General features: G+C 44.9%; 11 protein-coding genes and 1 tRNA gene. 3 read left to right on the top strand and 9 right to left on the bottom strand.

Annotated elements, in window-relative coordinates; genetic code table 11:
* Positions 1-29 precede the first annotated feature (29 nt).
* The 3 genes from ACJJIM_RS20995 to ACJJIM_RS20985 all read right to left on the bottom strand — a co-directional run bounded on the left by ACJJIM_RS20995 (position 30) and on the right by ACJJIM_RS20985 (position 3,050).
* A complete protein-coding gene (locus ACJJIM_RS20995) occupies positions 30-1,190 on the bottom strand; it encodes a slipin family protein (protein ID WP_444895524.1) in 1,161 nt (386 codons plus the stop codon).
* Positions 1,191-1,559: 369 nt separating this feature from the next.
* A tRNA-Ser gene (locus tag ACJJIM_RS20990) sits at positions 1,560-1,631 on the bottom strand.
* A gap of 189 nt (positions 1,632-1,820) precedes the next feature.
* Positions 1,821-3,050 carry an RtcB family protein gene (locus ACJJIM_RS20985; RefSeq protein WP_444911884.1) on the bottom strand — a complete coding sequence of 410 codons (1,230 nt, stop codon included), beginning with the start codon at positions 3,048-3,050 and terminating at the stop codon, positions 1,821-1,823.
* A 219-nt stretch (positions 3,051-3,269) separates the two neighbouring features.
* Between ACJJIM_RS20985 and rtcR the strand changes: the two genes are divergently transcribed.
* From rtcR to ACJJIM_RS20970, 3 genes are all read left to right on the top strand, one after another.
* Positions 3,270-4,868 carry an RNA repair transcriptional activator RtcR gene (gene rtcR / locus ACJJIM_RS20980; protein WP_444911883.1) on the top strand — a complete coding sequence of 533 codons (1,599 nt, stop codon included), beginning with the start codon at positions 3,270-3,272 and terminating at the stop codon, positions 4,866-4,868.
* Between the two features lie 60 nt (positions 4,869-4,928).
* Positions 4,929-6,419, top strand: a complete 1,491-nt coding sequence (locus tag ACJJIM_RS20975; RefSeq protein WP_444911882.1) for a C13 family peptidase — start codon at positions 4,929-4,931, stop codon at positions 6,417-6,419.
* 88 nt (positions 6,420-6,507) lie between these two features.
* Positions 6,508-7,290 carry a TSUP family transporter gene (locus ACJJIM_RS20970; protein ID WP_444911881.1) on the top strand — a complete coding sequence of 261 codons (783 nt, stop codon included), beginning with the start codon at positions 6,508-6,510 and terminating at the stop codon, positions 7,288-7,290.
* Between the two features lie 84 nt (positions 7,291-7,374).
* Here the strand turns inward: ACJJIM_RS20970 and ACJJIM_RS20965 are convergent, their stop codons facing one another.
* The 6 genes from ACJJIM_RS20965 to ACJJIM_RS20940 all read right to left on the bottom strand — a co-directional run bounded on the left by ACJJIM_RS20965 (position 7,375) and on the right by ACJJIM_RS20940 (position 15,227).
* Positions 7,375-8,601 carry a glycosyltransferase family 2 protein gene (locus tag ACJJIM_RS20965; RefSeq protein WP_444911880.1) on the bottom strand — a complete coding sequence of 409 codons (1,227 nt, stop codon included), beginning with the start codon at positions 8,599-8,601 and terminating at the stop codon, positions 7,375-7,377.
* A gap of 2 nt (positions 8,602-8,603) precedes the next feature.
* Positions 8,604-9,581: a glycosyltransferase family A protein gene (locus tag ACJJIM_RS20960; protein WP_444911879.1), complete on the bottom strand. Its 978-nt coding sequence runs from the start codon at positions 9,579-9,581 to the stop codon at positions 8,604-8,606.
* 268 nt (positions 9,582-9,849) lie between these two features.
* Positions 9,850-10,893 carry a DUF5700 domain-containing putative Zn-dependent protease gene (locus ACJJIM_RS20955; RefSeq protein WP_444911878.1) on the bottom strand — a complete coding sequence of 348 codons (1,044 nt, stop codon included), beginning with the start codon at positions 10,891-10,893 and terminating at the stop codon, positions 9,850-9,852.
* A gap of 252 nt (positions 10,894-11,145) precedes the next feature.
* Positions 11,146-12,930: a DUF885 domain-containing protein gene (locus ACJJIM_RS20950; RefSeq protein WP_444911877.1), complete on the bottom strand. Its 1,785-nt coding sequence runs from the start codon at positions 12,928-12,930 to the stop codon at positions 11,146-11,148.
* Positions 12,931-13,135: 205 nt separating this feature from the next.
* The gene (locus ACJJIM_RS20945) at positions 13,136-13,873 is read right to left on the bottom strand and encodes a YopT-type cysteine protease domain-containing protein (RefSeq protein WP_413663975.1); all 738 of its coding nucleotides are present in this window, start codon (positions 13,871-13,873) and stop codon (positions 13,136-13,138) included.
* A gap of 616 nt (positions 13,874-14,489) precedes the next feature.
* Positions 14,490-15,227, bottom strand: a complete 738-nt coding sequence (locus ACJJIM_RS20940) for a YopT-type cysteine protease domain-containing protein (RefSeq protein WP_413663974.1) — start codon at positions 15,225-15,227, stop codon at positions 14,490-14,492.
* Between the last annotated feature and the right edge of the window lie 564 nt (positions 15,228-15,791).

Genomic DNA, 15,791 nt, shown 5'->3' with positions numbered 1-15,791 from the left:
TTTACATCTTTCTTTGGTGAATGGCGCCTTTAAGCCGTAGGGCGTAACTTCACCAACTCATTCATCACCCCATCGAGACCGCCATATACGGAAATTTTATCGATGCGGGTACTGACTCTCTCCAGAGCTTCCAGTTCTTTCAAGCGCAACAGTACCGGGTTGTTATCCATCAGCTTGGCGGTATTGTGCAGAGATCTCATTGCTTGGGTTTCTTCTCTGCGCTTAATCAGATTTGCCTCAGATTCCTTCTGTGCTTCTACAACCTGATTAAGGATCATCTTCATGTCGCCGGGCAAAATAATATCCTTGACCCCCACACTGGTAAGCTCAATACCATATTTCGCCAGCTTGTCGCGGATGCCGGTCGCAATCACAATGTTCAGTCTGTCCTTATCGGCCAGAAGGCTATCCAGGGTTTGAGTGCCTACCGCCTCGCGCAAGTGCAGCTGCAATTCGCGATAAATATAACCTGTACTATCGCTGAGCTTTAGCGCTACTTTTTTTGCATCTGCAATTTTGTAAGCACCAGTCAAGTTGATACGCAGGCTGACCCGATCCTTGGTCAGGATTTCCTGGCCGCTGACTTCGATGGTTTTTAACCGCAAGTCCAGTACCTTGACCTCGATAGAGCGGTTGTATTTCCAGTAGCCATAACAGCCGGGCTGTAACACCTTTTCCAACTTACCGTTGACCATTAACAGGCCCACGTGCTCATCGGGAATCTCGTTGTAGCTTACCGCCTGAAGGGCGGTGCGCATTTGTCCAGCACGTACACCTCGCCCCAGTAAGCCCAGGACTTTTTTATCGATGGCGTATTCCTCAGAAATGTCCACGATTTCCACCCGCACGGATTCACCGCCCTTCCACACAGCACGAAAAGTACCCGGTGGCAAAATATCGACCAAGTGATTATCCCGGTAAAACAATCCCACCTGATGGTCTGACAATTCATAGGATTGCAGGTATTCACCAAGGATCTCACCATAGGTGTTTAACAAAAATTTGGCTTTGATTTCACCGAATACCACATCGGTAATATCATAAGTTTCTGCCCGTACATCACCGGACAATAGGGATATACGATGGCTGCCAGGTGGCAGCACCCCTTCAAAACGGTTGCGGCGAAATAGCAACACTCGCTCGCTATCCGCAACATCCACGTTCTTCCATATTTTGAACAGAGATATCATGGTTCTTATCTTTTATTCCGTTTCCATACTGCGCTACCCCATTGGGCCGCAAGGGTGGGGCCCGTCCAGCGACAGGTGGTAAACCGTTTGTGCCGAGTGGGCCCCAGCGGCAGAGGAATTACGATTTTCTCCACTTGGCTCCCCCTGAGCCTACAGCCAAAATCCTTGGCCAGGAGACACAATCATAAATCTTGCCGCTGGATCGCACAGGGCAGACCCACGATTAACGACACAGTTGCCAGAGTGCCTCCGCAGTAAATCGCTAAATCCTATTTACCGTATCAAGAGGCTTTCGGACCCCAGGTAGATTTTTAATGGGGAGTCGAACCCCAGGCTCTCGCCTCTTTCCAGGTCGTTTGGATAACGATGGGACTTTGACAGGAATCGAACCTGCTACCAATCGATAAGTTATCGACTGCTCTACCAAGTGAGCTACAAAGTAGGCGTTTGAACTTCTATCCCGTGGGTACACCTGCCGCCATAGGCGGTGGTGCCGGGCCGGAATTCAGAACCGGCTCCGCTGACGGGCTAAAGGCCTCAAACTCGGTTGCGGCAACCCGGCAAATTCGCCCGGCAACCTGCATGCTTTGGCAATTGCTTTAGTTCGGCCGATCCCTGGCCTAAAATGCGTCAGCCTTTGACGCAAACCACTTGCTTGAGGGTGTAAACGATTTCCACCAGGTCTTTCTGTGCTGCCATAACCTTTTCGATAGGTTTGTAGGCCGATGGGGTTTCATCGATCACACCCTCGTCTTTTCGGCATTCCACATCGGCGGTGGCCGCGCGATGCTCTTCCAGGGAGACCAGCTTTTTGGCCTTGGTACGGGACATCACTCGTCCGGCCCCATGGCTACAGCTACAGAAGCTTTCTTCGTTACCCAGCCCCCGCACAATAAATGACTTGGCCCCCATACTACCGGGAATAATACCCATTTCGCCGGCACGCGCTCTTACAGCGCCTTTCCGGGTCACCAACACATCTTTGCCATAATGATGCTCGCGGGAAACGTAATTGTGGTGACAATTCACCGCTTCCATCCGTGCCTCAAAATCCATCCCCAGGGCCTGCTTCACCGCGCTAATAGTTCGCACCATCATTACTTCGCGATTGATACGGGCAAACTCCTGCGCCCACTCCACCGCCTGCACATAGTCATCAAAATGCTCTGTACCTTCCGGGAAATAGGCCAGGTCACTGTCCGGTAAGTGGATATGCCAGCGCTCCATATCCCGCTTGGCTTTCTCAATAAAGTAAGTACCTATTCGATTTCCCACTCCCCGAGAGCCACTATGCAACATCAACCACACGCTACCCTGTTCATCCAGGCACATCTCGATAAAGTGATTGCCTGTGCCGAGTGTTCCCAAGTGATTGATATTATTAGTATTTTTTAATACTGGATGCCTCTCTTTGAGCAGTTCAAACTGGGCGGCAAGAGGCACCCAACCGGCAAGTGCATCGTCCGGTGGGTTCTCCCAGGCCCCCTTGTCCCGCCCTCTCCCCCGGTGTCGTCCAGTGCGGCCGTGGGGCACAGCGCGCTCGATGGCGCTGCGCACTCCAGCCAGGTTGTCCGGCAGTTGCGCCGCCGTCAGGCTGGTGCGAACCGCCATCATGCCGCAGCCAATATCCACCCCTACGGCAGCGGGAATTACTGCCCCTAGAGTTGGGACCACGCTGCCAATGGTGGCGCCTTTGCCTAGATGTACATCAGGCATCGCCGCGACCCATTTATGGACGAATGGCATCTGCGAGATATTTTTGAGCTGCGCTTTGGCTTCATCTTCAAAAGGCACACCCAGGGTCCAAGACTTAATCGGTACCCCACCTGCCTGCATTACTTCATATGGCATTGGTTTCATCTTCTACTCCTTTTGAAACCGCGCTTGGTATTCATGTGTTTCATTTAGTTATTGATATAGCGAATTGGGTGCCAACTTTTGCAGACAACTGAAAAATACTTGTAACCTATTGTTTTTTAACGATTTATTTTTTATCTCAGGATTTTTTAGTAGAATTCTTGAGACAGGGGATTCATAAATATCTATCTTTTTTGATAGTTAAATCATATTTTAGATAGCATGAAGACAATCGCTATCAGTATTCTCGGTACCAGCAAGGACCGGCGCGGCAAAGGCGACAAGCGCTGGGATAAATGGCGCCCAAACATTTCCATGTGCCAGCACGATGACCTATTGATCGATCGGCTGGAGCTCCTTTTCGACAACCACTCGAGAAGCCTGGCTGACCAGGTCACAGAAGATATTGCGCGGGTCTCTCCAGAGACCGAAGTGGTCCACCACCGGGTGAATTTCAATGACCCTTGGGATTTCGAGAGCGTGTATAGCAATCTGCTGGATTTCGCCCGCGCCTATAGCTTCAAGCCGGATGACGAGCAGTACCTGGTGCATATCACCACCGGTACCCATGTAGCTCAGATCTGCTTGTACCTGTTAACAGAGGCGGGGTATTTCCCCGGGCGTCTGCTGCAAACTTCCCCGGCGCGAAAGAACAGTAGCTTGCCGGGCGAATACCAAATCATCGATTTGGACCTGTCCAAATACGACCAGATTGCCTCGCGCTTCCAGAGGGAACACCAGGAGGGCACCACCTATCTGAAGGGGGGAATCGAGACCAACAATCTCGCTTTTAACCAGATGATCGAGCAGCTGGAGCAGGTATCGATTCGCTCCGACGCCCCCATACTAATTACCGGTCCCACAGGGGCAGGTAAGTCCCAGCTGGCCCAGCGTGTCTTTGAACTACGCAAGCAGCGGGGCAAGCTGGAGGGTGGCCTGGTAGCCGTTAACTGCGCCACCCTGCGCGGCGAAAATGCCATGTCCGCGCTGTTCGGCCATCGTAAAGGCGCCTATACCGGTGCCACCACCCACCGTCCAGGCTTGCTAATGGAAGCAGATATGGGCCTGCTGTTTCTCGATGAAATCGGTGAGTTGGGATTGGACGAGCAGGCCATGTTATTGCGTGCGATTGAGCACAAACGCTTTATGCCTTTCGGCTCTGATAAGGAAGTAAGCAGTCACTTCCAGCTGATCGCCGGTACCAACCGGGATCTGGTACAGCTCTGCCAAGAAGGTAAATTTCGCGCGGACCTGCTCGCCCGTATCGATCTGTGGACCTACCGACTGCCCTCTCTACGAGAGCGTATTGAAGACCTGGAACCCAATATAGATTTTGAGCTGGAGGCTTTCTCCAGGAAATCCGGACACCTTGTCAGTTTTAATAAAGCAGCACGGGAAAAGTACCTGAGTTTTGGGCGCTCCCGCGAGGCCAGCTGGTCTGCGAACTTTCGCGATCTTAACGCCAGCATCCTGCGTATGGGTACCCTCGCCGACGGTGGGCGTATCACGACTCAGGTAGTGGAAGAGGAAATCCATAGGTTGCGAATTAAATGGCAAAACCCACTAACAGATTCATCGCTACCCCTTGCCCGTATCGAAACACTGTTGGGGCGTGACCACATCGAGCAGATGGATTACTACGAGCAAATCAAACTAGCTGGGCTAATTCAGGTTTGTGCAGAGTCCAATTCGATGGCAGAGGCCGGACGCAAATTATTTCAAGTAAGCCGCACCTCAAAAAAATCCAACAACGACTCACACCGGGTACGCCAACTTTTAGATAAATACGGTCTTAAATTCGACCAGTTGAATAAAACATAGAGGCCCTCTGGCATCTTTTTTTGTTAGTCTGATTCCAAAAGCCGGACGCTGGATCATGGGATGAGATACACCTATTTAACGCCTTTTATTTTCTTACTCAGCGCCTGTGAGCCAACCCAGTTCGCAGGTGGTACCGCCTTACCAGATGGCTCTGTTTACAAAGGCGAGATGCTTAACGGTCTGTTTCATGGGCAGGGTCAGCTCGAATGGCCCAATGGCAGCCATTATCGTGGCGACTTTCAAGAAGGCCGCATGACAGGTGAAGGTGAGTTAACTGGAAGTGATGGCTGTAGCTATGAAGGGGAATTCCTCAATGGAGAGCCCCACGGCAAAGGTCGCTATAGTTGCGATGAAACTGAGTGGGCGGGAGAGTTCCATGAAGGGGAGCTGCAAAGCGGTACTTTAAATTGGGATGAAGGTGGGAGTTATCATGGTGAGTTTTTAAACTTTGATCCCCACGGCGAAGGCAAACTCACTGCAGAAGATGGCAGCTTTTATCAGGGCAGCTTTGAAAACGGTTTTTTAATACAAGGTAGCTATTCGGATAGCGATGGTCATCGTTATACCGGCAATTTCGAATACGGCTCCTATTCCGGCGAAGGTGAACTCACACAGCCCGACGGTACGATTATCCGTGCTACTTTCCGCTATGGAGAAGCAGAAGGTGAAGGTGTGCGAATTATTGCCGATGCTGAAGGTAACAAAATTGAAGAGCCTGGTTATTTCTCCGATGGCACTTATTACCCCAGCGAAGACGCCTGGCGCGCACAGACGGATATTCCCGGTGCCCAAGTAGAAGCCAGGCTCTACAGTGAGAGTGAGCGCTTACAAAGCGCCATAGCCGCCCTCCCCTCACAGCGGCCCGGCGTACGCGATATTTACACCCTACTGATAGGTGGTGACGGTACCTCTCCAGTATTTGCCAGGGAGCTGGACTGGGTGGCAGAGCGCCTCGATGAAGCCTTTAGCATTGACCAACGTATGCTACGCCTCAGTAACGGCGGCGGATACGGTTTCCCCCTGGCTACCCGCACCAGTATCCAGGAAAGCCTCAATGCTATTGATCAATTAATGGACCCCAAAGAAGATTTACTTCTTATACACCTGGTCAGCCATGGTGCTCGAAATGGAGATTTCAAAATTGCCGAGGGGGAGATTCCCCTAAATGATTTCTCACTGAAAGATGGGCAACGATTGCTGGACAATATTAACGCCCAGTACCAGTGGATCGTTGTTTCAGCCTGCTTTTCCGGTCAATGGGTAGAAGCCCTACATAGCCCCAATCGGGTCATCTTTACTTCGGCCGCTGCGGATCGCAGCTCCTTTGGATGTAGCGATGATTCCGAGCGCACCTGGTTTAGTTCCGCGCTTTACGGTGAAGCCCTCAATCAGGGAGTGAATAATCCTGAGGCATGGTTTGAAGCCGCCAAGTTAAAAGTAACCGAGATGGAACAGGAACAGGGGATTAAAAGAAGCCGCCACTCCCTGCCCCAATATTCTGTGGGAGAGAATTTCCTAATGTGGTGGCATGGAAAAAAATCGATTTATTAATTTTGGAATTCCAGTACAAACCGACTAAAAAATTATTTTTGGTACTAATCACTATCTACCATAATACCAAGCGAAAGGAGATACCTTCTTGGAGTTCGCTAGCCTCTCTGTAGAATTATTGTTTATTTTGTTTTTCGTTGCCGTTATTGCGGGCCTACTTGATACACTAGCAGGTGGGGGCGGCCTGATAACTGTACCGGCTCTTATTCTTAGTGGCGTCCCGCCACTAGCTGCCTTGGGCACCAATAAATTACAAGGCAGTATTGGTACTGCAACTGCTACCTACATGATGCTTAAAAACAACAAGATCAGTTGGAATGGAATCAAAAATCTAATGCTATTTGCCTTTATTGGCGCAGCCATGGGCACAATAGCAGTACAGTTCATCAATACTGATGTTTTGTCATTTATTATCCCTGCTGTTCTTTTATTTATCGCTATTTATTTTATAGTTTCTCCATCCCTTACTCACAGTAGTACTAAACCCAAGGTCTCAAGAAAGAAATACCAATATGGCGTAATCCCATTTATTGGTTACTATGATGGTATGTTTGGCCCCGGAACTGGATCATTTTTTGCCTTATCAGGCGTTGCCTGTAGAGGACAGGATTTACTAACCTCCACGGCCAATGCAAAACCTCTCAATTTTTCCACTAATATCGCATCTTTAATCGTATTCTTATTTGCCGGTCAAATTTTTTGGGTTGCGGGAATCTTAATGATGATTGGACAAGTTATAGGTGCCTGGCTGGGATCTCATTTTCTATTTAAAATTAATCCTGGTTATTTACGGGGAATGGTAGTTCTTATGTGTGGTGGAATGTTAATAAAATATATCCACTCTATGGGATGGATAGATTATATCTTCTGAAGGGTATGGAGGTGGCTGGAACTCAGAAAAATCAGATTAAACATTAATACTTTGGATTGTTTTATGGAGCATCTAAAAAGATCTTTAATGAACTTCTTTTTTAAGCTCCATCAACTCCTTCTTGATCTCGGTGATTTGATTCGATAGCTTGCTCTCAAAACCCTCATTGATTATCGACATATACTGCTCAAACCGGCTCTGTTTTATTAGATATTCTAATCTCTCTAGCAATTCATTATTGGAAACTCTTCTCCTGGCTCGTTTCCTGGTAAATTTTATCAGTGGCTTTACCCAATCAGGCAGTCGATAATAAGTATTTTGAAAACCTCTGCTCAAGGAGTATCTAAAACCATTTTGCCGTATATAGCTAGATAGCTTTGGTGGTAGCAACCTATAAAATAGATTTAAATATTTATCTATCTTATTGCAGTCAGAATACCACTCTTTCACCAAACTCTGCTTATCTCTGTCCAACTTCAGATTGCCCAAAGCTTCATTAAATTCTCTTTCTGTATATTTTCCGACTAACTTTGATTTGGTTAATAGAGAAATTACTTTTTTATCACCATAAAGCGGTCGTAATTCTATCAAATACAGCAACCAACATCCCAGAAGATCATTCTTATAATCCGCATAACTAGCATTTTTTGTTAAGTAGTCAAATACAAAATGGTATTGATTCACCAATCGCTGAACCATTAGATCACTTTTCTTTTCATCCATGTTGACTAAACTATACGACCCAATTTCTGACAAAACTAATATTGATTTAGCCTTGACGGTTGTTATCCAATGTAGAGAGTGACCATTAACGCAGGAACCCAAAATAAATTCGGATATTTTATTTCCACAAACAAAGTCCCTGCGATAAAACCTCCTGACATTTATAGAATTTATTTTTAAAACAAAACTGGATTTATCACCAATGGATTCTGAGAATTTTTGTAGGGGTTTATTATGGCTAAAAAATACTACATCTGGATTCTCACTATTGACTATATCCTGTAATTTAGGGATCAATGTAGGGTACCAACAATCTCCCTCATCGATAAATCCAATATACTCTCCAAAAGTATTTTTTACTCCAAATTCAAAAATTAGCTGGTCATCAATCTGTGAAGTACTCGGAATATGAATACTTCGAATTCTGGGCATTGAACCTGTAAAGTTATTAATCCGGCTTCGCTCATCATTTTCGCAAAAATGAAGAACAAGTATCTCTATGTCCTTGTACTGCTGTCGAATAATACTCTGCAGACAGTTATTGAGATAGACACCGCTAGACTTTGAAATAACGACAATCGAAATCATGCTCATACCACTGAAGTTCGGTAATCTAATACAGAATTAGCAGTATCTGGATCTTTGTCAAAGAGCATTCTCAAATCCGCATTACTCAATGATAGAAAAGATCTTGTAAACTGAGATTGAAAGCTCCCCCTATACTCTTCGTCAAGATTACGCCAGCACCAGTTAAACAATGCTAACTTGCTTTTGACATACAAGTGGTAAAATCTATCTCTAAGATTAATATTCTTATTAAAGAAGTCTTCAACCTCATCAAAAACCTGTAATACAGATGTACGCCGTGCATCTGAAATATTTGACAGCCTATTTCCTGTGGAATCTACATTATGAATACAAAAAGGGGATTCAAATAATGCAATATCTTTAGCATTTGTGAGCAAATTCCAATGTGCTAACACATCATTATGTACAGGCGTTTGTGAAAATCTAAGGGAAACCCTTTTTGCATAACTGGTTTTAATCAATCTATTCCAAGGGAAGGGTGTTAAACATAGAATGCTATCATGATCAAAAGTGGAAAAAGTCCTGTTACCAAAGGTTCTAATCGCTCTGTAGAAAATGAAATTGTCATCACCTGCCATACCGAGATTAATAGTGCTTCCTGGAAATCTACACTGATAGGCCATCAACAAAACATCACTGTTAACTTTTGTAGCAATTGAAACAGCTCGATCCAACATATTTGGGAGGATTAGATCATCGGCATCAAAAAATAAAGTCAGCGGTTCAGCTATTTGATCGAGAGCACTATTCCTACAATAGCCTGCCCCATTGTTGCCATCGCTTAAAATAATTTTATATGGGATTCTATTTTTCTGAAGAAAATCAGCGGCCAACCCAACCGTGGTATCTGAGGAATTATCGTCAGATAAATAAATTTTTACATCAGTCGTATTATTATGAACAATAGAATTCAACGTATTAACAATATTATTTTTTTCATTGTATGTTGGTATCACCACCCCAACTTTACTGTTAGGCATACAAATTCTCTTTATAATTCTCTCAATTATCCCAAAGCAGCAGAATTAAATGCAAACACAATAAATAAATTAATTTGAATATAATCAAGTCTGATAAAGGCTGTACCACTTAAAGTAGACAGCTATACACCTTTTTTCAAACTTATTAATCGATAATTTGCTTAAGCTAGATGCTTTCGGGAAGGCTAGGGTATGTAACAAGAGAATTAGACGCCTATTCAAGGCGCCTAAATTTTCCAGAACCAACTCTTAGAGTTTTGATTAGGTGCTATATGGCAAGAATAATATCTTCAATCGGTTTATCAAATTTTATTAAATCGTTATTTTTCTCATCTTTATAAAGCTTGATATAAGCTTTAAACATAGCTGAAGGTGATTCCTGTAAAAGTGAAATCAGATAATCCCTACCCTTTAACTCTTCGACTCTATTGCCGATATAGAAACCTACAAAATATAGCGGGCTATCCCATACTGCAGAAAAACCCAAATGATAGATTTTGTCAAAGTCTAAACTTGAGTCAATGCATGCACGAAAAAGCATTGTTTCAAATAAAACAAAGTTACTATCTATTCGCTGTAAATTTCTTTTAAATTTTTTCTTAAACCATTCTGTGTACTCTTTTCCGTCTATAACATTTAATGGAGAACCCACAATAGAGGCTATACCCTCCAGACGGGTTTGATTTAAGATTTTCTCACAATTAGAGTCTGGATTTTTTCCCTTTCCATAAAAATTGGACTGAACAACATGATATAACTCATGCGTTGAAAGTGTCAGTAAACCTTCATAATCTCCTTTAAAATACTGCAGCGCAATATAAAAGTTATCATCTTGGGCCCAACCGTCAGAAGTTCCCCCAACTACCATAAAAATATTGGTATCAAAGGAAATATCTTTAGGAGAATAATCACCAATTCCCCTCTTTACACTATTTAAATATTGCTGAGGGTTGCGCTTTATTATCTTGAGTATATCTTCAACTTCGGACAATCGTTCATTTAACTGTTGAAATCTAAAGGGATCATCTTTAACTGGATTACCTTCAACAACATCGATCAAACTAGACCGAAATGACTCAGCATTGGCTTTATTGTCAAATCTTGAGGTTTGATGGATCGTTGCTTGTATACCCTGCAAGCTCATCAGCTTATCTAATTGATTATCAGATACTTTGTCTCCAGATAAAATATCAACTAATCTATCAGCACTCTCAAAATCAATTGTTATATTATCAGTTACTTTCGCTGAGGAAAAAGCCATAAGGCTTATCAGTGACAAGCCTAAAAAAATCACCCACTTAAAGATATTCATTTTACCTCTCATAAAAATGTAAAAGAGAAGAATAACCAGGTATTCAACCTGAAAAGATTGCTTATTGTGTGATTATTAGACCTTTTTTGCCAACACAACCTCCACTCCAAATATGAGACAAAAAGATTGCAGTTTGTGCCACTAAAGGAGCTTGTGTTTTCAGCTATCTAAAAGAAAGTTTTACTTACGACAGAGGACATCTTGAAAAGATTGAATCCCACCCACAGGTTGTGAATGGGATTCAGGGTAGGCTTAGGCAGACTTCTGCTCTTCAATAAAGCGCTGCATCCGCTCTTCCAGCATCGAAAGAGGCAAAGCACCATTACTTAGCAGTGCATCGTGAAATGATCGCAAATCAAACTTATCGCCAAGCTCTTTTTCCGCAAGAGCTCGCAGCTGTCGAATTTTAATTTCCCCCATCTTGTAAGATAGCGCCTGACCCGGCCAGGATATATAGCGATCTACTTCTGCACGTACATTAGCCGGAGAGAGGGATGTATTATTGGAAAGAAAGTTTAATGCCTGCTGTCGTGACCACCCCTGAGAATGAATGCCAGTATCAATTACAAGGCGTGCGGCACGCCACATTTCATAGCTGAGTCGCCCAAAGTGCTCATAGGGAGTGGTGTACAGTCCCATCTCTTTACCCAGTCGCTCTGAATAAAGGGCCCAACCTTCTCCATAAGCACTCAGATAAAGGTTGCGACGAAAGTCCGGTACATTCTCAAGCTCTTGCGAGAGAGCATTTTGTAAATGATGGCCCGGTACTGCTTCATGCAAGGTAAGAGCAGGTAGCTCATACAAGGGACGCTGGTCCAGCCCGTGAGTATTCAACCAGTAGGCACCACCGCGAGTACCGCCAATGGCGGCTGGATTATAGGAGGCCGTAGTGTAGTTAGGTGCTATTTCACTGGGAACTGGTACCACGCCATAGGGAGTACGCGGCAGTAAGTTAAAGAACTCCGGCAATACATAGTCAATACGCTTGGATATATAGGCCGTTTCCTTGAGCAGCTGTTCCGGCGTTTTAGCGTAAAACTGTGGGTCTGTGCGCAGGAATTGGGTGAATTCTGTAAAGCTGCCCTTAAAGCCTGACTCCTTGATCAGGGCTTTCATTTCCGCACGGATTCTCTTCACTTCTGCAAGGCCCGTGCGATGAATCTCCGCAGGGTCCAGATCCAGGGTCACGTAGTAGCGGATGTTGTGGCGATAGTAGTCACTACCACCAGGCATCTGTTCAGCACCCAAAGTCTTTGTGGCCGCCTTCAGGTAGTCGCCCTCAAGGAAATCCGCTACTCGTCCAAATGCGGGAATAGCTACTTGCTTAATCACAGCTAAGCCCTGCTCTCGCAGACGCTTCTGATCATCGGGCGCGATGTTTTTCGGCATCTCAGCAAAAGGCTTATACAAGCTGCTTTTACTGGGATCTTTATATACTTGAGCGCGAACAGTTGGCGCTATACCTTCTACAACGATTTTGGGCAACACAAAGCCAGAGCGAATACCTTCGCGCATATTGGCAATGTTCTCATCGAAGTAGCGACCAAATTCACCGATACGGGCAATATAGTCCTCGTAATCGGCGATATCCCTCATCGCCAAACCACTATTTGCCTCAAGCGCACTTGCGTAAAAACTTGAGAAGGTGTTTAGGGGAATTCGGTCGAGAAACAGTTCCTCTTCCTCAACTGAGCTGGCAAGAACCCAAGAGAGAAGCTCACTATTGACGCGGTCTGAAGCACTTAACTTACTTTGATCGATAGCCTCAAGGCGCCGGATAAAGGCCTGCTCAGCCTCTATACGACGTTGACGATCCTCTGCAGTTACCCCGGGCAGTTCTCGATTGTAATCGGAAACGCCAACTCGCCCGGCAGTAATCGGGTCTTCTCTCAGCGTGTATTGCCAGTGATCCTTAAGAACACTTTGAAGCTCTTCTGTAGCAGTTGCTGCCCAGGCTGAGGGCATCAATAGGCTAGTGGCAATAAGCGGTCCTGTTAGGGACTTGAGGTAGTAGGTAAGTGATTTCTTGAATTTCACCCTTGGCTCCGTAGTGCTGTTGGCATCTAAAAAGAACAACAGAGCTTGCTCTTTTAGTTACCCTACAGAGTAGGCGTGGCAAGCTTGTACCAGCACTATACACGAAGGATGGATAATAGTGACTCAGCGGAATAGACATACCGCCACAAGCAGGGTGGAGGAGTATAATTTCCTCCACCAAGCGGTCAATCAGTTGGCTGGCAACTTAGGTGGCATGCGCATAACAGCGCACGTCATAGCTCCCACTCAGACCAATGGCATACATAGATGTATTCCAGAAAGAGTTTACAAACCAGTTGCGGAATGCGTTCTTGGTTGGGAACCAGAATTCTCCAAAATTTGGGTCGAAAAACAACACATCTTCCGCAACCCAGGCTGCCATGGCGTGGGCACCCACCTTACCTGAAATACCGATTTTCTTGTAAGAGCCAGCGCTTCTCGTCGGCTCCCTAATAATTTCATCGGCAAGCGCTGCAGAGTTGCGCATAGTAGTTTGCCCACGATCTAAACGAGGGCCTGTGACCACGTGAATTTGGCGCTGACCATTTGGCCCAGCAATACCCACACCGCCATTATTCTGAAGAGGCAGAATATTGTGAGATTGCAGCCACGTCTCTGAGACCTGATCCTGGTTTGGTGCATTTCCACCAATCTGGTGCAAGGTCATCACATGGAAAAGATGCTGCTCACTCAATGTATTATTGGGGAAGAGCCAATTCCAAAGGCTTCCATCCTCTGCGTGAAATTTGATCCAGTGGGCACTCAGGGATTCACAGACTCCGCCAGCAGTATCCTGGTGTATGGTGATCTGTGCCTTCACCGGATCCAAACACTGACTGAAATTATATTGAAGTGTGCCACCGTGCTGGGCCACAGATCGCTGAACAGGACCAACCCTTGTCCCGGTAAGTGCAAGTACTGTTTTATCAAACCAAATCGGCATGTCCATCTCCCCTGTATTCACAATGTAGAAACACTTATTCAGCGATTAGTTAACTACTTCTGAGAAGTGCTTTCCGGTATATGCATTAGATTGAAACAGAAAAATTACAGGGCAGATAGGTGTCCATTTTTTTTTAAAATCGACTCTGGCACTCTTTTCTCAGGCCATAGATAGCAGTTCGAAATAGATTGAGGCGCAAATATTTATTTGACTCTGGCACTATTTTTTATGGGTAAGAATATCATGGCTATTTACGATTAATTTCATGCTAGAACAGACCCAACTACTCTTGCCAGTCAGATTACACAGGTCCTTTAATTCGACTCTGGTACTATTTTTGGTGCAAAAAAATTGACCTATGACATGGAAACTATCTAAACGGAAATATTTTTTTGTAGTTGGCGACATTTGATTTTATCTTTCCAGAGATAGAGCTTATTACCTCCAGATAATTACGACTTGAAAATGAGTCAATGATAAGAAGTGAAATAGGTAGAAGTGGTAATAACTAAAAAAGGCAGCCGGGTGAACCCGGCTGCCGAGCGCCCATGGGGGAAGGGCTAAGAGGAAAAAATTGGTAGTGGATTGCTAACCACTAAAAACAGCTACTGCCAATTTATGTGCGGCGAGCGTAAGAGCGAACTTCATAGCCACCGCTTAGCCCTACTGAATACATAGAGTTATGCCAAAATGATTGGGTAAACCAATTGAAGAATGAATTTCTGGATTCGAACCAGAATTCACCAAAGTTGGGGTCAAAAAAAGTAATGTCCTGCGCAACCCAGGCAGCCATTGCATGACCTGCAAAAGTGCCATCAAGACCTATCTTCTTATAGCAACCAGCACCGCCCGTCTGATCCAAAATAATCTCCCTTGCCAAAGCATTGGGAGAGAAAACGCCACTCTGGCCTTGCGCTCTACGGGAATGATGAATACCCCGAATAGTATTTCCTCCCCGGCCATTCGGGAAAGCACCACCAAATACATTTTGACTGGTGGGAAAAATATTCTGTGTGCTGAGCCAGGCTTCTGTAGTTGCGTCTTGGTTATTCTGTGTACCCGCCTGTTGCAGGGTCATTACGTGAAATAAGTGCTGTTCATCCAGTGCACCCGCCGGCATTAACCAATCCCACAAGCTCCCTCCATCAGAGTGATACTTGATCCAAAAAGCGGAAAGCGCTTCACAAACACCACCGGAAGTATCTTCGTGAATAGTGATTTGTGCTTTTACCGGATCCTTACACTGGCTGAAGTTGTATGTCAGTTGACCCCGATGATTGGCTACAGATTGTTGTACGGGGTTTACGCGTGTTCCAGTTACAGCGAGAACGGTTTTATCGACCCAAATAGGCATATTCGATCCCTCATTTTATGAGATAAAAACGCTGCACAAATCCTTTTTTAAAAACTGAAAATTTGTAGCGCCTGTGAATTGGGCGGGCATTGAACCAGAAAAGTTCCAGGGCCAACAGAGTATAAAAGCGCTTTTTAAATCGACTCTGGCACTATTTTTTTATCTAGCGTTAATCTTGCCTGAATCCTACTTTGTTGAAATCTATTAGCCGAAAATAATCTAGCAACAAACAATATTTAGCCGTTTCCAACTGGGAAGACAAAATAGAGATAAGAAGATATTTTTACTTATAAATATTTATCATTCTTAATCTCAAATAGGACACATAGCAATTTATAGAAAGTACACTTTTACAAAACTCATCAGTTTAAAAAAGTGGCTTGTAACAACAAACTGCTAAAGTAGGTGTGCAAGTAAAAAGCTATGCAATAAATTGCATAAAAAACTAAGTAACAACGCCTGTGCCGGTCTCTTTGCCAGCACACTTTTAGCCACTCAATACAGTACTACTAAGTTGGTTGTAAAAAATTTAGGCAGGAATGATTCAACAGCAAAGTGGTAGGT

This window comes from Microbulbifer maximicatervae (SeqCode) (genome assembly GCF_052467615.1).
This window is presented reverse-complemented; position numbering and strand designations above follow the sequence as displayed.